Source organism: Paraburkholderia sp. TE9906 (assembly GCF_056279605.1).
In genome coordinates, this window is record NZ_JBWCCT010000002.1 from 36,644 (window position 1) to 61,257 (window position 24,614).

Annotated in this window: 24 protein-coding genes and 1 pseudogene; 18 read left to right on the forward strand and 7 right to left on the reverse strand. The window is 59.3% G+C overall.

All coding sequences use genetic code 11. The features are described 5' to 3' along the window. The first annotated feature begins 15 nt into the window (after window positions 1–15). From ACZ9H4_RS04075 to ACZ9H4_RS04115, 9 genes are all read left to right on the forward strand, one after another. Window positions 16–543: a hypothetical protein gene (locus ACZ9H4_RS04075; RefSeq protein ID WP_476118301.1), complete on the forward strand. Its 528-nt coding sequence runs from the start codon at window positions 16–18 to the stop codon at window positions 541–543. Continuing rightward, window positions 540–1,205, forward strand: a complete 666-nt coding sequence (gene gmtX / locus ACZ9H4_RS04080; protein WP_110406260.1) for a gamma-mobile-trio protein GmtX — start codon at window positions 540–542, stop codon at window positions 1,203–1,205. Before ACZ9H4_RS04075 ends, gmtX begins: the two co-directional genes overlap by 4 nt. Before the next feature lie 543 nt (window positions 1,206–1,748). Next, window positions 1,749–2,708, forward strand: coding sequence for an SOS response-associated peptidase family protein (locus ACZ9H4_RS04085; protein ID WP_476118302.1), 960 nt, complete (start codon window positions 1,749–1,751; stop codon window positions 2,706–2,708). A gap of 131 nt (window positions 2,709–2,839) precedes the next feature. Further along, window positions 2,840–3,724 (forward strand): SMODS domain-containing nucleotidyltransferase, encoded by an 885-nt coding sequence (locus ACZ9H4_RS04090; RefSeq protein WP_476118303.1) that lies wholly within the window; start codon window positions 2,840–2,842, stop codon window positions 3,722–3,724. Next, entirely contained in the window at window positions 3,702–4,295 is a 594-nt protein-coding gene (locus tag ACZ9H4_RS04095) for an SLATT domain-containing protein (RefSeq protein ID WP_476118304.1), read from the forward strand. Before ACZ9H4_RS04090 ends, ACZ9H4_RS04095 begins: the two co-directional genes overlap by 23 nt. Before the next feature lie 51 nt (window positions 4,296–4,346). Further along, on the forward strand, window positions 4,347–5,789 hold the full coding sequence (locus ACZ9H4_RS04100) for a hypothetical protein (RefSeq protein WP_476118305.1): 1,443 nt from the start codon (window positions 4,347–4,349) through the stop codon (window positions 5,787–5,789). Between the two features lie 139 nt (window positions 5,790–5,928). Continuing rightward, window positions 5,929–6,579, forward strand: coding sequence for a restriction endonuclease (locus tag ACZ9H4_RS04105; protein ID WP_476118306.1), 651 nt, complete (start codon window positions 5,929–5,931; stop codon window positions 6,577–6,579). 69 nt (window positions 6,580–6,648) lie between these two features. Beyond that, window positions 6,649–6,927: a hypothetical protein gene (locus ACZ9H4_RS04110; RefSeq protein WP_476118307.1), complete on the forward strand. Its 279-nt coding sequence runs from the start codon at window positions 6,649–6,651 to the stop codon at window positions 6,925–6,927. Window positions 6,928–6,961: 34 nt separating this feature from the next. Continuing rightward, window positions 6,962–7,180, forward strand: coding sequence for a hypothetical protein (locus ACZ9H4_RS04115; protein WP_476118308.1), 219 nt, complete (start codon window positions 6,962–6,964; stop codon window positions 7,178–7,180). A 66-nt stretch (window positions 7,181–7,246) separates the two neighbouring features. Here the strand turns inward: ACZ9H4_RS04115 and ACZ9H4_RS04120 are convergent, their stop codons facing one another. After that, complete coding sequence (locus ACZ9H4_RS04120; RefSeq protein ID WP_476118309.1) at window positions 7,247–9,376, reverse strand: DEAD/DEAH box helicase; 2,130 nt, start codon at window positions 9,374–9,376, stop codon at window positions 7,247–7,249. Beyond that, window positions 9,367–10,206, reverse strand: coding sequence for a HamA C-terminal domain-containing protein (locus ACZ9H4_RS04125; RefSeq protein WP_476118310.1), 840 nt, complete (start codon window positions 10,204–10,206; stop codon window positions 9,367–9,369). The genes ACZ9H4_RS04120 and ACZ9H4_RS04125 overlap by 10 nt, the downstream gene beginning before the upstream one ends. Before the next feature lie 483 nt (window positions 10,207–10,689). Here ACZ9H4_RS04125 and ACZ9H4_RS04130 point away from each other — a divergent pair, with 483 nt between their 5' ends. After that, a complete protein-coding gene (locus ACZ9H4_RS04130; RefSeq protein WP_476118311.1) occupies window positions 10,690–11,304 on the forward strand; it encodes a hypothetical protein in 615 nt (204 codons plus the stop codon). Window positions 11,305–12,182: 878 nt separating this feature from the next. Here ACZ9H4_RS04130 and ACZ9H4_RS04135 read toward each other — a convergent pair. Then, on the reverse strand, window positions 12,183–12,431 hold the full coding sequence (locus ACZ9H4_RS04135; RefSeq protein ID WP_476118312.1) for a helix-turn-helix domain-containing protein: 249 nt from the start codon (window positions 12,429–12,431) through the stop codon (window positions 12,183–12,185). A gap of 88 nt (window positions 12,432–12,519) precedes the next feature. Between ACZ9H4_RS04135 and ACZ9H4_RS04140 the strand changes: the two genes are divergently transcribed. Beyond that, a complete protein-coding gene (locus tag ACZ9H4_RS04140) occupies window positions 12,520–12,960 on the forward strand; it encodes a hypothetical protein (protein ID WP_476118313.1) in 441 nt (146 codons plus the stop codon). A gap of 142 nt (window positions 12,961–13,102) precedes the next feature. Here the strand turns inward: ACZ9H4_RS04140 and ACZ9H4_RS04145 are convergent. After that, window positions 13,103–13,297, reverse strand: a pseudogene (locus tag ACZ9H4_RS04145) (magnesium chelatase domain-containing protein); the annotation flags it as partial. Window positions 13,298–13,418: 121 nt separating this feature from the next. Beyond that, the gene (locus ACZ9H4_RS04150) at window positions 13,419–13,676 is read right to left on the reverse strand and encodes an accessory factor UbiK family protein (protein ID WP_408145574.1); all 258 of its coding nucleotides are present in this window, start codon (window positions 13,674–13,676) and stop codon (window positions 13,419–13,421) included. A 398-nt stretch (window positions 13,677–14,074) separates the two neighbouring features. Between ACZ9H4_RS04150 and ACZ9H4_RS04155 the strand changes: the two genes are divergently transcribed. The 7 genes from ACZ9H4_RS04155 to ptsP all read left to right on the forward strand — a co-directional run bounded on the left by ACZ9H4_RS04155 (window position 14,075) and on the right by ptsP (window position 21,811). Continuing rightward, the gene (locus ACZ9H4_RS04155) at window positions 14,075–14,413 is read left to right on the forward strand and encodes a P-II family nitrogen regulator (protein WP_006048089.1); all 339 of its coding nucleotides are present in this window, start codon (window positions 14,075–14,077) and stop codon (window positions 14,411–14,413) included. 44 nt (window positions 14,414–14,457) lie between these two features. Next, window positions 14,458–15,942, forward strand: a complete 1,485-nt coding sequence (locus ACZ9H4_RS04160) for an ammonium transporter (protein ID WP_476118314.1) — start codon at window positions 14,458–14,460, stop codon at window positions 15,940–15,942. A 233-nt stretch (window positions 15,943–16,175) separates the two neighbouring features. Then, the gene (gene gshA, locus ACZ9H4_RS04165) at window positions 16,176–17,465 is read left to right on the forward strand and encodes a glutamate--cysteine ligase (RefSeq protein ID WP_408145578.1); all 1,290 of its coding nucleotides are present in this window, start codon (window positions 16,176–16,178) and stop codon (window positions 17,463–17,465) included. Between the two features lie 102 nt (window positions 17,466–17,567). Beyond that, a complete protein-coding gene (gene gshB, locus ACZ9H4_RS04170; RefSeq protein WP_408156129.1) occupies window positions 17,568–18,524 on the forward strand; it encodes a glutathione synthase in 957 nt (318 codons plus the stop codon). Between the two features lie 328 nt (window positions 18,525–18,852). After that, a complete protein-coding gene (locus ACZ9H4_RS04175) occupies window positions 18,853–19,380 on the forward strand; it encodes a PTS sugar transporter subunit IIA (RefSeq protein ID WP_408145582.1) in 528 nt (175 codons plus the stop codon). Window positions 19,381–19,491: 111 nt separating this feature from the next. Next, complete coding sequence (locus tag ACZ9H4_RS04180) at window positions 19,492–19,761, forward strand: HPr family phosphocarrier protein (RefSeq protein ID WP_054035732.1); 270 nt, start codon at window positions 19,492–19,494, stop codon at window positions 19,759–19,761. A 301-nt stretch (window positions 19,762–20,062) separates the two neighbouring features. Further along, the gene (gene ptsP / locus ACZ9H4_RS04185; RefSeq protein ID WP_408145584.1) at window positions 20,063–21,811 is read left to right on the forward strand and encodes a phosphoenolpyruvate--protein phosphotransferase; all 1,749 of its coding nucleotides are present in this window, start codon (window positions 20,063–20,065) and stop codon (window positions 21,809–21,811) included. Between the two features lie 84 nt (window positions 21,812–21,895). Here ptsP and ACZ9H4_RS04190 read toward each other — a convergent pair whose 3' ends face one another. Together ACZ9H4_RS04190 and ACZ9H4_RS04195 are read right to left on the reverse strand one after the other, a co-directional pair. Then, entirely contained in the window at window positions 21,896–22,654 is a 759-nt protein-coding gene (locus ACZ9H4_RS04190; RefSeq protein ID WP_408145586.1) for a HesA/MoeB/ThiF family protein, read from the reverse strand. Between the two features lie 163 nt (window positions 22,655–22,817). After that, window positions 22,818–24,395: a S41 family peptidase gene (locus tag ACZ9H4_RS04195; protein ID WP_476118315.1), complete on the reverse strand. Its 1,578-nt coding sequence runs from the start codon at window positions 24,393–24,395 to the stop codon at window positions 22,818–22,820. Window positions 24,396–24,614 lie beyond the last annotated feature (219 nt).

Here is a 24,614-nt window from a genome sequence, read left to right on the forward strand (position 1 = left end):
GTGTGGGAAGGAGCGATGAAGCGATTCAACGACTTCGCGGAGGATCTTGCTGCCTGTTGGCGGCTAATTGAACGCTGCAAGTCGGCGCTCGAGAGGCCAGCCGAAGATTCTACCCAGTTAGTGGCCGTGGGTACTGCAAGTGACGTACACATTGCGTTTGAAGAGACCGAATCGGAACTGCTGCAACTTGCAGGCGTCTGCGAGGACGTCGAGCTTTATCCAGATCTCGATGCCGGCAAGGCGATATTCCGTCGTAGTCAGTTGCTCGACGCTGTGCTTTATCGCGATAACAGGCCACCCCTCTTCATGATGCTGGGCGAGGAGGAACAGCTTCGCGCTGGCAACGCTTTCATGCGAAATCTCGCGCGGCGGATGAACCCGACGAATCCAGCGCTGGGTAGGCTGGAAATCGTTAATCTGATGGACGCTGGTCGAAGTTTGAGTGAGCGATTCGGCGTGGATTTCTCCGCTCTATTGCCGAGATGCGATTCCGCCGGAATGTTCACGCGCAAATCTCAATCAATCAAAGAGGTCCAAGCATGAGTGGTGCGGAAACCGGACATCCGGACGTTGTTCTCGACGCGCTGCTCGCCAAAGGTGGCCGGTCTCATCGGCTCGCCAGACTGGCAGCGCTGCACGAGATTTGCCGAAAACATCACGAGTCTGGCTCGCGCGATTTTTCACTCCCAACCATTGGTCGCCTCGTTGAGGCGACCGGAATTCTGAAGGGGCGCGTTCTCTACAATACGCAATCGGCGGACTACCGCGAGCTGATATCAGCTTGGGTCACTTATGCCGGGCCACAGATACTTCAGTCATCGAAGCCGCTGGCAAGCCACGAGTACCTCATGCGTATTCATGACCCCGCGATCCGCTCTGTCATGCAAACGATCATCGGAGAGCGTGACAAGCTCAGGGCTGAGGTGAACCTTTTGAAGGCAAACACCCAGGTTGTCGTGGACCGGCGTCCGATCGGCGGTCGCATGTCAGCGGCTGCCACGGTATTGCCAACGATGACAGATGGTCACAACGCAGCGCAACTCACGCCTTCGGAACGGGAGGCGTTGGAAAAGGCGATCTGCGCAGGGCACCTCGAAAAACAGGGATTACGGGAGGGGACCCACGGTGAGATCGTGAACGAGCACGGCCGCACGATCCTAGATATCGGTTTCGCTCGCGCGATTCGCAAAATACTCCGCAACTGACTGGCCACCAAATAATGTATTTCGATGTACTCATACATCGAAAAGAAGTCGCCGCTGAAGTCAAGCTGCAGGCGGCGTCTTCCCCGTCAGTCTACGAAGTATGTACTTCTTGGGTAAAGGTCCACAAGGCTGGGTGAATCGACTCGACATGTTGGGGCAAGGCAGACATTGGCACCGACCACTGTATGTATGTACAGTATCGTATATCAAAAACCTGTCTTGTGAAGAGTCCCTTTTTGGTCGCGACGGGAGACGACGATGGATATGCCTGTACGCAAGCACCCGATGCCTGAGATAGCGGCGTTTGTGGCCGAATTGCGTCACGCGTTCGGGGATGCGACTATTGACGAGGCGGTCACGCGCGGCAGAGCGGGCGAGCCAACGTTTTTCGCAAGCGAGAACGACCGAACGGTGGGCACCAGGTCACCTGACACCGCGAACAGCTGGCGAGTCGACGGCAGCGTGCGCGACCGGTACTTCTGCCGCGGATGTGACGGGTCATGCATCGGCACCGACATACGATGCAGTCAACGGAGATGACGCATGTGCTATTCGGCTCAAATCTTGGCGGACTATCGCCGGTACGTTCGGATGTTCGGCGCGCACATGGACATCGCCGAGTTTGCGCGTCTCTACTTCCTTCAGGCGGAAGGAAGCAGTGTGAAGACGCCGAAGGCGCTCGACGATGCCTTTCGCGACCCGCAGAACGATGGTGAGCGCGAGGTTTGGCACCTCATCGAAAAGACGCGCGCCGAGCAGAAGACGAAGCTCGAGCAGGACCTCTTCAAACAGCGCACCCGCCTAACAGAGGCCGAGCGCAAGTTGGAATTGAAGGTGACGAAGGTTGCGACCGAGAGCCGCCGCATCGCCACGGATAAAATTGAAGCCGCGCTGCGTCGCATCGAGGACATCAACAGGACCGAGTCGAAGCCGCGTGACACCCGCATCTTCCCCGGCACCTACGCGCCGGTGCTCGTGATGGAGAACGGCGAATACGTGGTCAGGCCGATGCGATACCAGTGCCGGATTGCGGGCAAGCCCGCGAACTACGATGCGAAATTCCCAGGCACCTATAACGCGCGCCGGGACAATCTGGAGGGATTCTGGAAGCCGTGCTTCGGCCATACGCACGGCGTGATGCTCGTCGAGGTCTTCTACGAGAACGTGAAGAAGGCGAAGATGGAAGGCACGGTGCTGGAAACGCATGACAAGGACGAGAACGTCGTCCTTGAGTTTCGTCCCAGCAACCGGCAACTGATGCACGTCGCCTGCCTTTGGTCGCGATGGACCAAACCGGGTGAGCCTGACTTGTTGTCGTTCGCGGCCATCACCGACGAGCCGCCGCCCGAGATTGAAGCCGCTGGCCATGACCGCTGCATCATCCCCATCAAGCCCGAGAACATCGAGGCCTGGCTGAATCCAGAGGCATCAAGCCTAAATGCGATGTACGCCATCCTCGATGACAAGGACCGCCCGTACTACGAGCACAAGCTTGCGGCCTGATGGCCCAATGCGTCATGGTTTACTGATATTGTCTTGTAAAAGATAATGTAAGGCAGGCACTTGGCGGGATTCCACGGGCCAGACGCAGTTCGCTATAGCGTTAAATAACAGTTGAGAGAAGAAGGTGAGAAATGGGCGAAGGGGATTGGTTTTCTCAGTTTTGTAGTGCGCTTCGTATCAATGCTGAAAAACGCGGTTCGATTGGTTATCGGACCGGCCGCATCGTTGCTCAATTGAATCATGACCTCCGCGACAAGCTAGACTCGAAAACGGCATATCGGTTTTACGTCGGCTCGTACGGTCGCAGCACAGCTATCCCGAGTGTTAGCGATGTCGACCTGCTCTACGAACTTCCATATGCCCTGTATCAGCGTTTCCACGGGCACGCTGGAAATGGCCAGTCCGCATTGCTAGCGCTCGTCAGAAACTCAATCCGGAACACCTACAAAACCTCCGAGGTGTCAGGGGACGGTCAAGTCGTAGTCATCAATTTTGACGATGGCATACGGTTCGAGATTCTGCCCGCATTCGTCAATACCGACGACAGCTACACCTTTGCAGACTCGAACGGTGGCGGCTCATGGCGTATCTGCAAGCCGAAACAAGAGATGAACGCGTTTTCGGTCAGGAACGCGGCCTGCAATCAGAATCTGGTCGAACTCAGTCGAATGGCGCGAGCATGGCGCGACACGAACAACGTGTCGATGAGTGGAATGCTAGTCGACACGCTTGCTTACCAGTTCATTGCGAACTGGGAATATCGGGACAAGTCGTATGTCTATTACGACTATATGACCCGGGACTTCTTCCGGTATTTGGCGAACCTGGACACATCGCAGACGTATTGGCTTGCGCCTGGCAGCGGTTCATATGTGTACCGAAGCGACGTGTTCCAGTACAAGGCGCGCTCTGCGGAGCTCAGGGCCATTGAGGCGATTGCGCATATCGCTGCTGGCGAAAACTGGTCGGCACGGCAAAAATTTCGGGCAATCTATGGAACAGCATTTCCAGACTAACGAATCACAACTGCAGTTGGCGGCTTCGCTCGAGGGGCAGTTGCGGGAGATGTACGCGCGCGCCGCGTACACCCACAAGACCCACGAGAAGATGGCCGACCGATACATTGCTCGCTACAAGCTTATCAAAAACGCGGAAATCTTCCTGTCGGCTGTGACAACAAGCAGCTTGTTACTGGCAGTTCTTGGAGATACCCATCCATACACCCTCGTGGGCGCGGTGCTCTCGACAATTTTGCTGGCTTTCACGCTGTATTTCAAAGAGGCCAGCCTGGGCGAGCAGGCGCAGAAGCACACTATTGTTGCATCCAAGTTGTGGGGAGTCCGCGAAGCGCTTCTTTCTCTTCTGGTCGACATGAATGACGGTCGCGCGGTCGATGAAATCCGCGCTGCCCGTGACCGACTGAACGCGACCCTCGAAGACATCTACAAAGCAGCTCCCCGAACGAGCGGCAAAGCCTACGCAGATGCGCAAAAAGCGCTCAAGCAAGCTGAGGAGCTTTTCTTCACCGACGATGAGCTCAACAGACTGCTGCCAAAAGAGCTTCGCACTAAGCGCAGCCAGCCGTAGCTACGCTAGGCGCTCTTCCGGCAGCACTTCATTCTGAAAGCGACAGAAACGATGACGTACGCCGAGGCCATTCGGCCAATCCGCAACCGGCTCCGGAAGTTTTCCTACGCTAGCGTATTGGCCCAGCTGTCTCAGTTCATCGGGACCGAGTCGACGGCAGACGACGGAAAACCACGAGCCCCGTGGCTAGCAGAGCGCGTCGCAGTCTGGGTATTGCGCGATGAGCCGCGGATGTATGGCTTCGAGGCAATCACACGGCAAGAGCTGAGGCGGTGTATCGACTTGGCTTGGAAGCTCGCTGAGCTAGCCTTCACCGGATTCGGGCCGGGCCGCTCGTTTCACCTCGCGCTCCGGTCGTGGATTCTCCCGCAAATTCCGCATCAACGAGAGCAAGAGCTCGGGCCCTTTGCGCGTCAGATTGACCTCATAAACCAACTGCAACCGAACTCGCAGCTCTACCGTCTTTTCGAAGAGAGCTTGGGCATGCCGCCCATGGACTTCCTCGGCCTTGCAACCCTCTTTCGCAAACACTCACTCGAAGATATTTCGACCGTCATGGCTCCGAGATATAGGGTGGCTTTGCAGGGAATTTTTGGGCGAGCACCCGTCGAAGAATTCTATCAAACGATGCTCATCCCCCGAACGGTGACTGCAGAGCATTTTGATGACGTCAGCTCCGACGAGTGGTTCCAGCCTAACCTGCTGTACCGGTCACCCTTCACGCGTCTGGACAACAACACCTGGTATTTCTGGGGGCGCTGTTGCCTCGACCGAAACCTCGGATACGCGTTGAGTGACATCGTCGGCCGCAGCGAGAACCCTGGAATTCGGCAGAGCTTCGAAAAGCTGTTCGAACAGTATGTCGGGCGTAGCCTCAGTCTTACTGGCCTTGAGATTCTGAATGAAGAGCAAGTTCGGACGCGTTTCTCGGTCAGCGGCAAGTGCTGCGATTTCGCGGTGTTAGATGGGACTGATGTCGTGCTGCTCGAGGTCAAGAACAAGGCCTTGACCCACACGCTACCTGCAACAGGCACCGCGCGTGATTACGCCTCGAAGCTCAGCGCAACCGTGAAGAAGGCGGATGAACAGCTGAGGAACGTCGAGGCTTTCGTACGGAAGACCAACTCCACCGCAGCCGTGCACAAGGTCGTCATCACTTATGGTGACCTTTTTGCGGCCGAAACGGACCAGTTCTTCTCAGCAAGTGTAGACCACTTCGCGTCGGGAAACCCGGTCTACATTCTCAGCGTCGACCATCTCGACCGGCTTATCGAGGCTGTTCGGCTGAAAAATCGCGGGTTCGCGATGTTCTTTGAAGACTACACGCGACGTCGAGCCATCCCGGAAAAACGTCTCTTGCTGCTGTCCGACCTCCTGAACGAGGCCCCCTACCGTAGCCCAGAGCTGCCGCGTCACCTTTCCAATGTCTACGCTCCGTTCTATGAGAATTTGATGGAGAGGGCGAGGCCGAATCAGATGGCGACCGCTTCCTGACGATGCCCAATGTCGACACTTTCGCAGGCACAGGCTGATTCACCGTGATGCCCTGCTCGCGTTCGGGCATACTTTATTTGATTGCACGTCTGGATTCGAGAAGAACAACAGCCTGCGCTGCAGGCGAGAAACCGCCGGCATGATTGCCGAACGCGCAGGGAATCGCGAGGCCGTTCGGCAGTCACAGGGACGGGATGAGTGGGTCACCAATGCTGAAGGACAGTTCCTCTCCCTGATAAACCGTCTCGAGGGCAAACCCGAGCGCACAGCGAATCCAAAACCGCCGCCCAAGCCGGCGCTCGATACTCGCCGGATTCTGGGACTCAAAACCAAGCTCATTGAGCTCTCGTCCTTGCCTCCACATCCGCGAGGTTACGCGTTCGAGACGTGGCTCAAGGAAGCGTTCGATTGCTTCGGTCTTGAAGCGAGAGAGCCGTTTCGCCATCGCGGCGAGCAGATAGACGGCAGCTTTGTGCTGCAAGGCGAAACCTACCTCGTCGAGGCGAAGTGGCACTCGGCCCAGACGCCCGCTGCCGATTTACACGCATTTCACGGGAAGCTGGAACAGAAAGCGGCATGGGCCCGCGGCCTGTTCGTAAGCAATAGCGGCTTCACGCCGGACGGGTTGGCCGCCTTCGGTCGAGCAAAGCGCGTTATCTGTATGGACGGACTCGACCTGTTCGACGCCCTCGACCGGCAGATTCCTTTGAATTATGTGCTCGAACGGAAGGTTCGGCGCGCCGCCGAATCGGGGCTCCCTTTCGAACGCGTGCGCGACCTCTTCGCCTGAATGCAGGCAGGAATAAAATACGCTCCAGCCACAAGTTGGCGAGCCCCTGATACAAGCCCGGAGCCACCGATGGAAATCATCGTTGAAACGTATGTGCCATCTGGCGAACCGTCGTCAGCAGGTTTGCGCGTGAGGCCACTACCTGGACAGGGCGTCAACCCTGCGCTTAAAGTTGAATGCAGTCGGTCCATGCGCCAGCAGTATCCCGCTGGGTCATTGTTCCGCCTCACGGTGAAGCTGACTGACCGAGAAGGCACGCAGTTCCTGTACGCTCACCACGCCGCGCCGTTTGAGCACGTGAGCCGCGAAGAAGCAAAACGCTTTATTTCGACAATGTTCGGCGCATAGCAGGTCAAACCAACTCCATAGGAACACGAACAAGATGCAGCAGGCTACCTATAAAGGTTACGTGCTATGGGGCCACGCCATTGAGCAAAAAGAGGAGGTTCTAGCCCCCGAGCGGTATGCGGCGAGCGGAACGGTTACTCAGGAGCGGAAATTCGTAGAAGCTTCGGGAATCCTTGGTGTTTTCGATACCGAGGAAGAGGCGCAAGAAGCCGGTCTGTCGTGGGCACACGCTTGGGTCGACTCGCACGGTTAATCGAAAGCGGTGCCATGAGGCGTGAGTGGGCTGACCGCCATCGAGGCACAAACCCCTTTCCTTCGTTTATAGCGGGCCGCTTGGCATCAGGCTGATTCGAACGTCCTGGACGAGCCGGTTCTCGAACTGGCTGAGACCCATGAAATAGAGGTGTCGCTGACGCATCGCATCCAGCATTTCGTCCAAGGTATCGGGGCGCCCCGAATTTTCCCAAACAATCTGCCCAATTTGCGTCGGCAGCCCATACTCATCTAGCGCATTGACGACGGGCGAACGGCCCAAGTTTTCAACTTGGCCGATGAATGCATCATAGTTGCCAGCTGACAGCCCATATTTTTCAAATACATGGCGTTGAATCCGGTCAACCGCGGATAACAGATTTGGCGCTCGAAATTCCGCCCACTGACGCTGAAAGTCGAGCAGCGTCTCGATGGCCTCGTCGATGTGTCGGCCGTCTCGGTGGAAGAGCGCTATCGCGTCACTGAATCTGGGAACCTGCAGGACACGCATAAGAAGGAAGGCCAACTGCCTTGCGGTATGCGCTCCTGACCGTAGGCGACCGCCGGTGAAGTGTTTCCAAAGGAGCTCGCAAGGATAAGCGAGCTGTTCATACGTTGGAAAACCTCGCCACGACATCATCGTGTGCGCCTTCTGAAGGTCATTGACGATTGCTTGTGCCACATCAAGTTGAGCGGCAGGGTCAATGCCTGCGTTTTCTCGCAAAACGTCGAGACTCAGAAGAGGGTCGTCGAAGTATTGTTTGACGCGTCCTGAAGATGATGCGCTGAGCTCGGCTGGCTCAAGCTGGATGAGCAACGCATCGCTAGCCTCATCCGATTGCGTCACCACCGGGATGTCGACCAACGGCAATTCGGGTTGCGGCGGCTCGTGGTAGAGATAGACATGCCCGATGAAATGCTTGAGCATCCGTCCCGAGCGTCCCTTAATGTTGGCGAATGTGAAATAGTCAAATTTCTTGCTGGCTACCTTGTTGTCTAGCACGATGACATGCTTCGCACGCGTATTGACTCCCTCAATCAACGTCGAGGTGCAAACGAGATAGCGAAGCGCGCCCTCGTTGAAACGACGTACGACGAGTTGAGTAAGTGAGCGTGGCAGCCTGCCGTGATGGACGCCGACCCCAGCATCAAACGCTTTGGCGAAAGACCAGTCCCGGTGATAGCGCTCTCTGACCCAAGCAGCCGTTTCCTTAGCCGACTCGGTGCCATTGTTCCCCAACGCATTGGCCAGCTGTATGGCTATCGACTGAGCGCGTGCCGGAGACCGAACGTAAATTAGCGTCGGCTCCTTCAGCCGCAGGCAGAGATTCACAGCATGAGCCGAGTCGTCCTTCACATCGAAGCGGTGAATCTCGGAGGCGACGGTATTGAAGTCGGTCCTGATGAACCGACACTGATACTTCTCGATGAAGCTGTCCGGGATGTTCTGGATGTTCGGGCCGAGCATATAAAACTGGCGCGCTTGCTTGGCGAGCTTGTGAAACGCCAAGTTGAGCATCTGCGCGCGGCCGTCATCTTCTCCGGGATTCAGCTTATAAAACTCGTCGATAACGAAGAAATCGGTGTGCTGGATGTGTTTGTTCTCGACCACTCTCTCTTGAGTGTGGACAAAGATGTTGCGTTCACCGGGGATTTGTGAGGAATGAGTGATTATCTTGTACCGTTCGCCGTGAACGGTAAGCCGACGTCGAGTTTCGTCAAGCAGCGCGAGAGTCGGCACAACAATAGCGATGTTGCGATAACGACCTGAGTTCACCACGGCGTCGATAATCAGGCTTTTGCCAAAGCTCGTCGGCGCGCTCAATACGACACTTCTGCCCGCCATGAGGTGGTCGAACACCTGCGCTTGCGCTCTGTGAAAAACCGTTTCCGAGCTCGCGGTCGGCCTGTGCATCTCGTATGCGAGTGCGTCAGCGATACCAAGTCGGTCCGGCTGCAAATAAGGGAAAAGTCCCGATTCACGGACGAACGAATCCAGAATGGCCGCGTGGTCTTCAAAGATATGCTTGGCGTCCAGCAATCGGATGACGAGTTCTTGGCCCAAATGCTCATCGCTCGTGCCCTTCGTCAAGTTCAGATAGCCAGATACTTCCCGCAGCAACGCAAACGAGTCCGAGACGCCGGCCGCGGCGGCCGTGGATATTCGTGCGCGAATTTCGTGGAATTTCAAAGGCATCGATAGGTCTCCAGCCGCTTATGGAGTGCGTCAATGAGCAGCTTCTTCTCCCGCATGGGGAAGAGAATCAGACGCACTTCGATGTGCGTCAGGTTGTTTTTCGACGTGAACGTCGAGTAGTGCCGCTCAAGTTCAGTCGTTAGCGCGCTTAGATAAGCCTCGGTGCTTCGGTCGTGAAGCGCGGCCGTCGGGCTGTTGTACGTCAGCAAGACGGGTACGACGACGACATCGAAAACTTCATCTAGGGACGTGCTTTCGTGAAGAAGCTTATTCAGCGCTCCCGCGTGCGGCCACGCCTCATCAATCTTCCCGCGGATAAGAAGGAACTCCTCTCTCAGATACTCGCGTTCGAAATGCGCGTCGAGCTCTTTGCAGACGTCGGTGATGGCTTTCGCGATGTCCTGATAGAACTTCACCTCACCCAGCCACAATTCAAGACCAGTCTGAGTTGGAATGACATGAACAGCGTCAAAGCCCTTCACTGCATGATTGCTTGAATCCTTGAAGAAGATTTTCGAAATCGCAGGTATGGAGTTGAATATTTTTTTGAGCGCAACATGCAAAATGAGCTCGCCGAATTCCCCCCTGTTTCGATACGCGTCGGTCTGGTAAACCTTCCGCGCGGCCTCGCCCAATCTCTCGGCGGCATTTTCGGCATCGATGCTTTGATACTCTGAATATCGGAGACAGAAATCAGGAAGAGACTGGAACAGCAGCTTCGACAGCTGGTCGGCGCGCCACTCGCCGAGTTCGAATCCAGCGCAGATGCCCATGAGCCCGGGGTTCCGAGCCAGGTCATTGACCACCACTTTGAAAAAAGGCCCCGCCATATTGCGACTCTTCTACTTAGAATAGCTTTGGTCGATTGTTTGGAGACTTGTCCGGTGCTCGACAACGACCTACACACGAGCGGCCGACGGGCAATATCCGTGGAGAGCGGATAATCACGTACCGACAGACCGTATCAAGAGATAGGCAAACTGGAATGCTGGCCAGATGTATACCACGTTTTCTGTGCCGGTTTTCGTATCTACTTCAAAGCTACAACGTCCGAAACTGCTTTTCGCCGATACCTGCTGGCATCCACGAGCGCCGGATTTCCGCGTCTCGATGCATAACGCATCGCTGGAAAACACAAAACAAGATACACGGACCAGTCCACAAGTGAAATTCGAGCTGTTCGAGAAGTATGAAGCTACTATCCGGGACTACCGGGGCCCGCGAGGCGAGCCGCAATCTACCGCTCTCCGTATGCATCGAAACAGCGATTTGGCGGTGTATTACGCGAATGGGTGAATCCGACGGCGAAGCTCGTGCTGGTCGACCTCACTCCCCGAAATTCCCAAGCCGACGTTGCGCTGACCGAAGCGCAACGCGCCCTCGCTGAAGCGCTACCGTTGCCCGATGTTCTTCGTCGCGCCAATCGCGCTGCAGCTTTCGCTGGGCCGTCGCGCCAACGGGTCATATCGCTCCTCGACCACATTGGGGTGCACCAATGGTTGGGCCTGCGCTCAAGCGAAGACCTGTTCGGCGAGGCAGGCGATTTGGTGCAGCTGACGTCCGTACTTCAGTTTCCCGTGTTCAGGAACGGTGAGAACTTCAGGGCGGGCGTTCATCCCGAGAGAGACCCGATGCTCCGCCAGCAGATGCGAGACCACTTCGGGAAGATGGCCAAGGCCATGCCAGAAGCAGTCGTCATCCCTGTGGGAACGACGACTTCGAAAGGCGTTGAATGGCTGACCAAGGAGGGATTCTTGAGCAAGGAGCGCGTGCTTCATGGTCTTCCGCATCCGCGGTCGGAGACTGCTGAGCAAACAGCATATTTCCTTGGCGAGAAGGAGCGAACAGACTTGAGCAAGCCCATCAACCCGGACAAGATTGACGCGTCGCGTGAGTACCTGCGGAGCGCGGTGGCGGCGTTGAAGTAACGGCGTGCGGCGGCCCGGCCAAGCCCGGCCAAGCCAGGCCAGGCCAGGCCAGGCCAGGCCAGGCCAGGCCAGGCCAGGCAAGGCAAGGCAAGGCAAGGCAAGGCAAGGCCAGAGTATGGTGTGGCGGGCGGTGAAGCGGGTACTCAAAGTGGAGAAGCGAAACGGGCGGCCCAAGGCTGCGCGGTTTCAGAATGATTTCGACTATCGCGCGCCGTGCTGATACCATGAGTGCATAAAAACTATAAAGGAGAATCACTCATGAATTCAGCTCATACGTCCTGCCGCGAAGCTCGCGCGACTCAGACGATTGCCCGTTTGTACGAGGCAGAGGCGGAACAAAACAGCTCATACTGCCCCGTCCGCGCGGCAAACATCCGGCGCTGGGCAAAGTATCTCGAAAACTCGCCGAAAAAGCCAACAAGCGCAAGCAAACAAGCGATGCCGTCCTATGGAAGCTCCACGCTAGTGTCTTCTTAGCGACGTAGCAGCTTCGCACCGGAGCGTGCGTTTTTGACTCCGGCTAAAACGAAACGGGCGGGCCAAAGCCGAAGCCCCGGTCCGCCCGTTTGGCAAATTCATTCGCTGACACTTTTCAGGAATTTCCCCTTCGAAAGCGGGCGATTTGGTGTCTTCGGATTAGAAGTGTTTACCTTGCAAATTCAATTGCTTGGAAGCGTGTAACGGCTTCTTTAGCGGAGATTTCGGCATTGTGTAACGACTTCTAATCCGTGTTGCCATACGAGAATCTTCCCGCCGCGCGCTCGCTCCACCGTCACCGACTTCGCCAGATTTCACTCTTTTTGGCCGGCATCAGATAGGACGGCATCAACGGAAGGTGCGCCCAAAAATCTCAGCCTACGGTCCCCGCTACAACTGTGTTATCGCGGATCTTGAGCTTGGAAGAGTTCGGCGATGGTGACGCCCAGCCCGATTGCGAGCTTTTCAATATTGTCGATGGAAATGTTTCTCGCCGATCTTTCGACGTGCGCGATGAAGGACCGGTCGAGGCCAGCCGCTGCTGCGAGATCTTCTTGTGACCACTCTCGCTCGGCGCGCATACGGCGAAGGCTTAGTGCGAGTTGTTCACGAGCACTCGCGGGGCGGTATGGGAGTGGCGGATGAGGCATCCGCAAGATGTTGTGTATGTGCTGCTACCACGTCAGTAGCTTTTGAGTCACAATCGCACTTTGCTCACACAATTTAGATTCGATTGCGATGTTCTTAACACATGAAGATTGGGGCGCCGATGGTGCCGCTCGCGATATTTCTGCTCCGTTCTTACCTTGGAAAGTGCTTACGATGACTGCGGTCGAGTCGACGTTTATGGTCAAGGCGGACGTGGGAAAGCTAGGAGGCCCGGCCATCTGGTTCATATCGGGAATCAGTGCTCTGTTGGACCTGACCAATCAACTTGATCGGCGAGTTCGCAAGGTCTTCCTGTTTTGTGAAAGCGACCCGGAAAGGGAATCGATGCCGCTGACTAGCGTGACCGAAATCAGAGACATTGGGGAGCGCGGAGAACTGCCCTTGTATGTTTACCGAGGCGCTGACAGGCAGTGGCGCAAAATGCCGTGCGCCATTGGTCGGGCATCCTCGTCCTTGGCCGCAGAGGAGGGGCAACTGGTGTTCCGACTTGCGGACGCGACTGAAGGTTGATTTTTGCGCTGGTTGAAAGAATCCAAATTCGCGCCCGCGGCAACACATTATTTCATAATGTGCAAAAACAACATCAAAACGACTTCCATGGCCTTGTTGTCTACCTAGTTCATTTCTGAGAAAACTACGGTTGGCGTCATAAGATCCGTCGGACGGGAAAGTCGAAGCCGCAGTTTTGCAGCGCCGCGCGCACGCGCTCGCGACTTTCGCGCACTTCCAGGTCTGGAAGGCCGACGATCGAAAATGAGGGTAATCCGTTCGCGAGGTGAACCTCGACAGTGACTTCGGGCGCGCGGCCGGAGGCCGGCGCGCGACTGCGCACCACGGCAAGCGACATATTTTCTCCCGTCGGACGGCACGCCGAAGGCGTGCGCAGATCCCCTAAAACGCTGATGACGTCACGGCTCGCTTGCCTGTGATGTGCAGCACTGCGCAACTAGTGCGCTGCAAACGACGCGTTACGGCGTTTGCGAGGTGACCGGCAGCTTCTGTTCGAGCTCGGCGACGCGGCGCTCCAACTCTTCGAGGCGGGCGCGGGTGCGTACCAGTACCTGGGTCTGCGTATCGAATTCCTCGCGCGTGACGAGATCGAGTTTCGAAAAACCCTGCGACAGCATGGCCTTCACGTTGCGTTCGACATCTTTGGCCGGCGAGTTCTTGAACAGCTCGCTCATGCGAGCCTGAAAGTCGTTAAAAACATCGTTCGGTTGTTTCATGGTGTTCCCCTTTGTGCACAAAAAATGTGCATATTTCATTACGCCTGTGCTTTGTCATCGCGCATGGGCTGTCTTGGTGCGCGCCCATCTGCGCGCCGCCGCGGCATGAGCGCCTTTGGTGCGCCGCCCTCGCGTTCAAAACCTTCGAACACTCTAGCAACGATCCATACGCCGCGCCAGCGTGCCCGGCCATCGTTAGCCATCCGGCCAGGGCCGCTTGCGCGCCTTTCCTGGCGCGCGCGGTGCGCAGTCTGACACAACATGGCATGCGAGTTGCTGTTACTGCCCCGCGCGCACTGCCGGACGCTTTCTGCCGGCAGAGGAACGAGACCACGCGAACGGGTTACGGGTACGCAAAACGGTTACGCAACGGGTTACGCAACTTAGCGAGGGATTTCATGAAGCTCATTACCGCAATCATCAAGCCGTTCAAGCTCGATGAGGCGCGCGAAGCCTTGTCGGCCATCGGCGTCTCGGGCATCACGGTGACGGAAGTCAAGGGCTTCGGCCGCCAGAAGGGGCACACAGAGCTGTATCGGGGTGCTGAATATGTCGTCGATTTCCTGCCGAAAGTGAAGATCGAGGCAGCTGTCTCGGACGACATCGTCGACCAGGCGATCGAGGCGCTCGAACGCGCAGCGCGCACCGGCAAGATCGGCGACGGCAAGATTTTCGTCACGCCGATCGAGCAGGTGATCCGGATTCGCACCGGGGAGACCGGCGCGGACGCTCTGTAACACGAAAAGATAGCGACACAGATAGCGATAAGAGGAAACGAAAGATGCGCAAATTATTGATGTCCCTGCTGATGGCCGGTTCGCTGCTCGCGGGCGGTATGGGCGCCGCCCTCGCGGACGACGCTTCCGCTCCCGCAGCCGCTTCGGCTCCCGATACGACCGCCAGCGCCCCGGCGCCGGACGCGTCGGCACCGGCCGCCGCAGCAGCTTCGGCACCGGCCGCCGACGCCTCCGCCGCACCCGCGGCATCGGCTCCCGCAGCCGACGCCGCACCGGCGGCACCGACCGCGCCGTTCTCGGTCGATTCGTCGAAGATCAATTCGGGCGACACCGCCTGGATGCTGACCTCCACCGCGCTCGTGCTGTTCATGACGATCCCGGGTCTGGCGCTGTTCTACGGCGGCATGGTCCGCAAGAAGAACGTGCTCGCGACGCTGATGCAAAGCTTCGCGATCACCTGCCTCGTGACGATCGTCTGGACGGTGGTGGGCTACAGCCTCGCCTTCACGCCGGGCAGTTCGTTCATCGGCGGCTTCTCGCGCGTCTTCATGGCGGGCATGAACTACATCAAGGGCGACAAGGCCACGACGCTGACCGTCAGCCATCTGGCTCCGACGATTCCCGAAACGGTCTACTTCGTCTATCAGATGACCTTCGCGATCATCACCCCGGCGCTGATCACGGGCGCGTTTGCCGACCGTATGAAGTTCTCGGCAATGCTGGTGTTCATGACGCTGTGGTCGATCATCGTCTACTCGCCGATCGCGCACATGGTCTGGGAACCGACCGGCTGGCTGGCTAGCGCGGGCATCCTCGACTTCGCGGGCGGCACGGTGGTGCACATCAACGCCGGTATCGCGGCGCTGGTCTGCGCGCTGGTGCTCGGCAAGCGTGTCGGTTACGGCAAGGAAGCCATGGCTCCGCACAACCTGACGCTCACGCTGATCGGTGGCGCGATGCTGTGGGTGGGCTGGTTCGGCTTCAACGCGGGTTCGGCGGTCGCGGCTGACGGCCGTGCCGGTTTCGCGATGTTCACGACGCAAGTGGCCACCGCAGCGGCGGCGCTCGCATGGATGTTCGCCGAATGGGCGGCCAAGGGTAAGCCGTCGGTGCTCGGTATCGTCTCGGGTGCGGTGGCGGGTCTGGTGGCAATTACGCCGGCTTCGGGCTTCGTCGGCACGCTCGGCGCGCTGGTGATCGGTATCGTGGCGGGTGTGGTCTGCTTCTGGTCGGCCACGTGGCTCAAGCACAAGCTCGGTTACGACGACTCGCTCGACGCGTTCGGCGTGCACTGCATCGGCGGTATCGTGGGTGCGCTCCTGACCGGCGTGTTCGCGGTCAAGGACATCGGCGGCGCGGACGGCAGCGTCATCGTGCAAGCCAAGGGCGTGCTGACGACGCTGATCTACAGCGGTGTGGTGAGCTACATCCTGCTGAAGATCATCGACATGGTGATGGGCATCCGCGTGACGGAAGAGCAGGAACGCGAAGGCCTGGACGTGAGCCTGCACGGCGAACACGTCGAATAAAGACTTCTGCGGGCCCGTGCTCCCGGGCTCGTCTGATCACGAATAAGCGCAGCGATTTGGCCCGCCTTCATGGCGGGCTTTTTTCTTGCTGGCTCTCTTGTGAGCGATGGATTTTCCCGCCTATCATGACCATAGTGAGAATGCATTCGCGTCCGCTTGCGAATGGAGAAACCGTCCCCAAATGGGCAAAGCATTTGCTCTACAATCTTTTTTCTCCAGTCTGCGAGTGATCAATGGTTCCGCACCTAGTTACGGCGTTAAACGGCCCGCTGCTCGATCTCGAGCGGAAGATCCTCGACGCCACACCCGCCATCGAACGCTGGTTCCGGCTCGAATGGCAGGAGCACACGCCGCCGTTCTACTGTTCCGTCGATCTGCGTAACGCGGGGTTCAAGCTCGCGCCGGTCGACACCAATCTGTTCCCCGGCGCATTCAACAATCTGCCGCAGGAAGTGCTGCCGCTCGCGGTGCAAGCCGCCATGGCGTCGATCGAGAAGATCTGCCCGGACGCGAAGAATCTGCTGGTGATTCCCGAGCGCCACACGCGCAACGCGTTTTACCTCGAAAACGTCGCCCGTCTGGCCGCGATCATGCGCCAGGCTGGCCTGAACGTGCGTTTCGGCACGCTTGACGAAAGCATCAACGGTCCGGTCACGATTGCGCTGTCGGACGGCCAGAAGCTCGTGCTCGAACCGCTCGAACGTTCGCAGCGCCGTCTCGGCCTGAAGAACTTCGACCCCTGCTCGATCCTGCTGAACAACGACCTGTCAGGCGGTATCCCGCCCATACTCGAAAATCTGCATGAGCAGTACCTGCTGCCGCCGTTGCACGCCGGCTGGGCGGTTCGCCGCAAATCCACGCATTTCTCGTGTTATGACGACGTCGCGAAGAAGTTCGCGAAGATGGTCGAAATCGATCCATGGATGATCAATCCGTACTTCGCACATGTCGAAGGCGTCGATTTCCAGGAGCGCACCGGTGAAGAAGCGCTGACCGACGCGATCGACGGCGTGCTCAAAAAGATCGCGAGGAAGTACCGCGAGTACGGTATTTCCGAAAAGCCGTATGTCGTCATCAAATCGGACGCGGGCACGTACGGCATGGGCGTGATGACCGTGCACGACGCGTCGGAAGTGGCCGCGCTCACCAAGCGCGAGCGCGCCAAGATGGCGGCCACCAAAGACGGCCTCGAAGTGCACGACGTGATCGTGCAGGAAGGCGTGTACACGTTCGAGCGCATCGGCGAGGAAGTCGCGGAGCCGGTCGTCTACATGATCGACCGCTATGTGGTGGGCGGCTTCTATCGGGTGCACGGCAGCCGCGAGCGCGACCAGAACCTGAACGCGCCCGGCATGCACTTCGTGCCGCTCGGCTTCGAGCATACGGCGCTGCCGGACGCGCACGCGAAGCCCGGCGCGGCGCCGCCGAACCGCTTCTACATGTACGGGGTGGTGGCGCGGCTCGGGCTGCTCGCCGCATCGGTCGAACTGGAAAAGACCGATCCGGAAGCGATCCAGGTCTAAGCCATCCTGAATGGGCGATGGCGGCATGCGTGCCGCCATCGCCATTTTCAACGACTATATTTACGAACAATGCCACGCCCGTCAGGGCGCAACGGGACCTTCATGGACATTCTTTTCATCGCCGATCCGCTCTCCCAGTTCAAGATCTACAAAGATTCGACCTACGCGATGATGGCCGAAGCCGCACGCCGCGGGCACGTGGTGTACACGTGCGAGCCGAAGCATCTGGCGTGGACGGGCGGCGACGTCGAAGCGAACGTGCGGCGGATTGCGATCGTCGGCGACGTGACCGATCTGCATCGCGACGAGTGGCACGCCGCCGACGCGGCCGCGCCTCGCGCGCTGAAGAGCTTCAGCGCAGTGGTGATGCGCAAGGATCCGCCGTTCGACATGGAATACGTCACGTCGACGTGGCTGCTCGAAATGGCCGAACGCGGCGGCGCGCGCATCTTCAACAAGCCGCAGGCGATTCGCGATCATTCGGAAAAACTGGCGATCGGCGAGTTCGCACAGTTCGTCACGCCCACCCTGGTCACGCGCGACGCGACCCGTTTGCGCGCATTCCATGAACAGCACGGCGACGTGATCCTCAAGCCGCTCGACGGCATGGGCGGCATGGGCGTGTTCCGCGTGAAGGCCGACGGCATGAACCTGGGCTCGATCATCGAAATGCTGAGCCACGACGGCGCGCGCTCGGTGATGGCGCAAAAGTTCATCCCCGAGATCAAGGACGGCGACAAGCGCATTTTGCTGATCGGCGGCGCAGCGGTGCCGTATTCGCTCGCCCGTATTCCTCAGGGTAATGAAGTGCGCGGCAATCTTGCAGCCGGCGGCCTGGGCGTGGCGCGTCCGCTTACCGAGCATGATCGCAAGATCGCCGACACGCTCGCGCCGGTGCTCGCGGCGCGCGGTCTGCTGCTGGTCGGGCTGGACGCGATCGGCGACTGGCTGACCGAAGTCAACGTGACGAGCCCGACGTGTTTCCGCGAGATCATGGATCAGACCGGCTTCGACGTGGCGGCGATGTTCATCGATGCGCTGGAGCGCGCGGCGGCCTGACGTGCGGCCTTGAATGCCCGCCATGACCCCCAACCTGTGTAGTAAATCCGCATCAAGCGCAGCGCCGGATTTGGCGCGAAAATGAGCCTGCTACAATGCCCGCTCTTCCGCGCCAAGCCGGTTCGATGGCTTCAATCGAGGCCACGGGCACGGATTGCGGACGGTGAACGAGCCATTCCCAAGCGGCGCCGGCATGGCGCAGCGCGGGCGCACGGCTCGTCAAATGATGCGTTCCGGCTCTCATGACCTACGGCCGGTCGAGGGCGCTGACGAACCGGGCGTCGTCCCGGTCCACGGTTTGGGGCCGTTCTTTTGCAGTAAGGCTGACATGGCAGGCATTCTGATCATTGCGCACGCTCCGTTCGCCACCGCGTTGCGCGATTGTATTTCGCACATCTACGGCGGCTTGCCGGCTCGCATCGGCGTCATCGACGTATCGCCCGATTGCGACCCCGCGCAACAGGTTGCGTTTGCGAACTCGGAAATCGAGCGTTTGAAGGAAGAAAACGGCGCACTCGTGCTCACGGATATGTTCGGTGCTACGCCCGCGAATATCGCGGGCCGGCTCGCCACGGTGCCGAATGTGCGCGTGCTCTGCGGCGTCAATTTGCCGATGCTGGTGCGCGCGGTCTGCTATCGCGCCACGCCGCTCGACACGCTGGTCGACAAGGCGCTCGCCGGCGCGACCAAGGGCGTGCATGCAATTGGACCGGCTACGCCGGCCTCCGTGGCGTGCGCGGCGGCTGTCAGCGAGTGCATGCCGGGTTTGCCGCCCGACGCGGCTGCGGGCGACTGTCTACCCGCACTCCCGGCCGACGCCGATCTGACCCAGAAGACCGACGCGGCTGGTTTGTAGCCCGCGCGGAGGCCGTTCAAAAGCCCGATGCCCAATGCTTCAAATGCAGTGCAACGGGTGTGTGCAAATTCACCTTCGTAACCATACTTACCCGCGCTTTCGGACCATCACATGCTGCAACAGGAAACGACTATTGTGAACAAGCTGGGGCTGCACGCACGTGCGTCGGCCAAGTTGACGCAACTCGCGGGCAACTACCAGGCGGAAATCTGGATGAGCCGCAACGGCCGCCGCATCAATGCCAAGAGCATCATGGGTGTGATGATGCTGGCCGCGGGCATCGGCAGCACGGTGCTGATCGAAACGGAAGGCACTGACGAAAAGGAAGCGATGGACGCACTGTTGAAACTGATTGCCGATAAATTCGGCGAGGGTCAGTGAAGTCGCGCGTGCACGTTTGCAACGAGTATCCACGCCGCGGCTGTCCGCGGCGTTTTTTTTAGCGCGAGAAAATGGATGGATAGGCGCGGGGAAATCGGCTTGCCTGTCTGCGCATAGGCGCGATCAACTTGCCGGAATGCAACCCTGCCGAGGGCGCATTGTCATGTCGATGACGATAATTCGTGCTGCGCTGCACATAGCCTTGCCGTACTTGCAGAGGGTGCGGAATTTATAATGATCAGCAGAGTCTGAGAGCATTGCAGCGGTTTGCCGCAGCATCACACAACTAGAGGAGGTGCGCGTGTCCTTCACGCTGCATGGAATTCCCGTGTCACGCGGTATCGCCATCGGGCGGGCCTATCTGATCGCCCCGGCAGCACTTGACGTAGACCACTATCTGATCGAACCCGCCCAGATCGAGGGCGAGGTCGAGCGTTTTCGCGCGGCTCAGCAACACGTGCATCGGGAGCTCGACACGCTGCGCGCCGATCTCGCCGCAGACGCGCCCAGCGAAATGGGCGCGTTCATCAATGTTCATTCAATGATCCTGAACGATGCGATGCTCGTGCAGGAAACCATCGACCTGATCCGCACGCGCCGCTACAACGTGGAGTGGGCGCTGACCGAGCAACTCGAGCGCCTGTCGCGTCACTTCGACGACATCGAAGACGAGTACCTGCGCGAGCGCAAAGCCGACATCGAGCAGGTGGTGGAGCGCGTGCTGAAGGCGCTCGCGGGCGCATCGGCGACGCTCGGCGGCGGCGTGCACGGTGCGTGCGACGAGATGATCGTGGTCGCGCACGACATCGCGCCGGCCGACATGATGCAGTTCAAGACGCAGACGTTTCAGGGCTTCGTCACGGACCTCGGCGGCCGCACATCGCATACGGCGATCGTCGCGCGCAGCCTGGGCATTCCGGCCGCGGTCGGCGTGCAGCACGCGAGCGCGTTGATCCGGCAGGACGATCTGATCATCGTCGACGGTGATCATGGCATCGTGATCGTCGATCCCGCGCCGATCGTGCTCGAAGAATATTCGTATCGGCAAAGCGAAAAAGAACTGGAGCAACGCAAGCTGCAGCGCCTGAAATTTTCGCCGACGCAAACGCTGTGCGGCACGCGCATCGAACTGTGCGCGAATATCGAGCTGCCGGAAGACGCGCGCGCCGCAGTCAACTCGGGTGCGAGCGGCGTGGGCCTGTTCCGCACCGAGTTCCTGTTCATGAATCACAAGCACCGCTTGCCCGAGGAGGAAGAGCAGTTCGCCGCGTACCGCCGGGCCGTCGAGTTGATGAACGGTTTGCCGGTCACGATCCGCACCATCGACGTCGGCGCCGATAAGCCGCTCGACTCGATGGGCGGTGGTGACGGCTACGAGACCGCCGCGAATCCCGCGTTGGGGCTGCGGGCGATTCGCTGGAGCCTCTCGGAGCCGCAGATGTTCCTCACGCAGTTGCGCGCGATTCTGCGCGCGTCGGCGTTCGGCACGGTGAAGATTCTGATTCCGATGCTCGCGCACGCGCAGGAAATCGACCAGACGCTCGATCTGCTGCGCGAGGCCAAGCGCCAACTCGACGATGCGGGTATTGCCTACGATCCGAACGTGCAAGTCGGCGCGATGATCGAAATCCCGGCGGCCGCCATCGCATTGCCGCTGTTCCTGAAGCGGCTCGACTTTCTGTCGATCGGCACCAACGATCTGATCCAGTACACGCTGGCGATCGATCGCGCGGACAACGCGGTGGCGCATCTGTACGACCCGCTGCACCCGGCCGTGCTGCATCTGATCGCATTCACGTTGCGCGAGGCGAAGCGCGCGGGCGTGCCGGTGTCGGTGTGCGGCGAGATGGCGGGGGATCCGGCATTGACGCGCTTGTTGTTGGGCATGGGCCTCACCGAGTTCTCGATGCACCCGAGCCAGTTGCTGGTGGTCAAGCAGGAGGTGCTGCGTTCGCATCTCAAAACGCTGGAGAAGCCCGTGGCCGACGTGCTGGCTTCGTTCGAACCGGAAGAGGTGCAGGCCGCACTCAAGCGTGTCGCGCAGGCCTGAGCGCGAGGCAGGCGTAGTCGCATGAAAAAACGCCGCATGCGGCGTTTTTCTATTCAGCGGTTCGCGGGCGTAGGCATCGCGCCGTCAAGGGTGGTGCCTTTGTCCACATACCGGGCAATCCGGTTGGCGGCCGATTCGCATGGTGTTCCACTCCATCCGCAGCGAATCGAGCATCATCAGACGTCCCTGTAGCGGCGTGCCGATTGCCCCGATCACCTTGAGCGCTTCAGCGGCCTGCATTGAACCGATGATGCCCACCGTCGGCGCGAACACACCCATCGTCGAGCACGCGACTTCCTCGAACGGTTGGTCCTCGGGAAAGACGCATGCATAGCAGGGCGATGCTTCGTCGCGGAAATCGAACGTGCTGATCTGGCCGTCGAAACGCAACGCCGCGCCCGACACCAGCGGCACGCCATGCTTCACGCAGGCGCGGTTGATTGCGTGGCGCGTCGCGAAGTTATCGGTGCAATCGAGCACGACGCTCGCGTGCGGTACTTCGCGATCGAGCCAGGCGTCATCGACGCGCTCGGCCACCGCGTTCACCGTCACCTCGGGATTGATCTGCGCAAGCGTGTCGCGTCCCGACTCCACCTTTTTGCGCCCGACCGATGCGCTCGCGTGCAGGATCTGCCGCTGCAGATTGGTTAGGTCGACCGTATCGGCATCGACCAGCGTCAAGCGGCCGACGCCGGCCGCCGCGAGATACATCGCGGCGGGCGAACCCAAGCCGCCCGCGCCGACGATGATCGCGTGCGCGTCGATAAAGCGCTGCTGCGCCTCGATGCCGATTTCATCGACGAGAATATGGCGGGAGTAGCGAAGGAGTTGATCGTCGTTCATGGCGGAGCGCGTGAGTATGTCGCGCAAAGGGAAGCAGACTTGCGGTCTGCCGTGCGCGTTTCGTTGTTGTTATTTTAATCGCGCGAAGGGTGAGGCTTGTTGCGGGTGATGCTGCGTGTCTGCGCAGCAGGATGCGCTGCGAAGACACGCGAGGGTGTGCTGCTTACTTGCTTTGCGTAGCCGGAACCGAAGCGGGCGCGACGCCCGATGCACCCGGAACCGGTTGCGTCGGCTTCACCGCGACCGGCGCGGACGCCGACGTGGCCGGCTTGCTCTGCGCGAGACGGCGCTCGGTCAGCGACTTCGATTCCTGCACCGTCTTGCCCTGGAGCTTGGCCAGTGCCTGTTGCAGCATGAAGTCGTCGGCCGAACCGAATTCCACCGGCTTGCGCTCACGATCCTTCTGACGCTGTTCCGGCGTCTTCTTGTCGTTCGCTTCTTCAAGCTGGCGCAACTGGTCCATGCGTTCCTGTTCGCGCTGTTCCGCTTCCTTCTTCTCGTTCGGGTCCTGCGTGTTCGCAAGGTGGTTAGAGTAGTCGACTTCACGGGTCACGAGCGCGTCGTCCGGATCGCCTTCCGCGTATTGATCGACCGCGATATCAGGACGGATGCCCTTGTTCTGGATCGAGCGGCCGCTCGGCGTGTAGTAGTACGCGGTGGTCAGGCGCAGCGCGGTATCCGCGGTCATGGGGCGCACGGTCTGCACCGAGCCCTTGCCGAAGGTGGTCTTGCCGACGATCAGCGCACGATGCTGATCCTGCAGCGCACCCGCGACGATTTCCGAAGCCGACGCCGAGTAGGCGTTGGTCAGCACGATCATCGGCACGGTCTTGAAGATGGCCGGGATGTCCTTCAGCGGATCGCTGTCGAAGGATTGCAGGCGGTAGTTGTCGTACGTGTCGCGATACACCTGCTTCGAATCCGGAATCTGGCCGTTGGTCGACACCACCACCGAATTCGGCGGCAGGAAAGCACCGGCTACGCCGACCGCGCTTTGCAGCAAGCCGCCGCCGTTGTTGCGCAGGTCGAGCACGAGGCCCTTCAGATTCGGCTCCTGACGCGCGATGTCCTGCAGCTTCGCCGCGAGATCAGGCGTGGTGCGCTCCTGGAAGCTGGTGATGCGGACATACGCGAATCCCGGCGCAACGACTTTGCCCTTGACCGACTGGACCTTGATGATCGCGCGCGTCACCGTGAGCGGGAACGTGCGGTCGTCGGACTTGCGGAAGATCGTGAGCGTGACCTTGGTGCCCGGCTCGCCGCGCATCTGCTTGACCGCCTGGTCGAGCGTCATGCCGCGCACGGGTTTGTCGTTGATACGCGTAATCAGGTCGCCCGGACGGATGCCGGCGCGAAACGCGGGCGTGTCTTCAATCGGCGAAATCACCTTGATCAGGCCGTCTTCCGACGAAATTTCGATGCCCAAACCCGCGAAGCGGCCCTTGGTCTGCTCTTGCAGTTCCTCGTAATCGGTCTTGTCGAGGTACGACGAGTGCGGGTCAAGGCTCGACACCATGCCCTTGATCGCGGAGGTGAGGAGCTTTTTATCGTCGACCGGTTCGACGTATTCGTGCTTGATTTGCCCGAACACTTCGGCAAAGAGCCTGAGCTGGTCTAACGGCAGGGGTGCGGCGGCGGCACTAGCGGGTTGCTGGGCCGAGGCGGAAAGTTGCAGGGTGGCAAATGCACCGGTAGCAAGGCCCGCGGCAATCAGGCCGATATTTTTCAGGTTCTTTCGCATAGAGTCTGTTGCGGTCGGAAGCGCGTGGCAGCGTCGATAGGATTTGGACGGACAAGTATAACTGCACACCCGCCTACTCAGGGGGGAGGGCGGGCAATCGTGATTCGACAGTGCGAACCGGAGCGGGTTCGTGAGATTGAGGCCGCGCTAGCGAAGTAATGTGCCGTAACACGCGCAAGGCGGCCAGAAGGGCGCGCTTGCCTGATGCGAGCCGTGCCA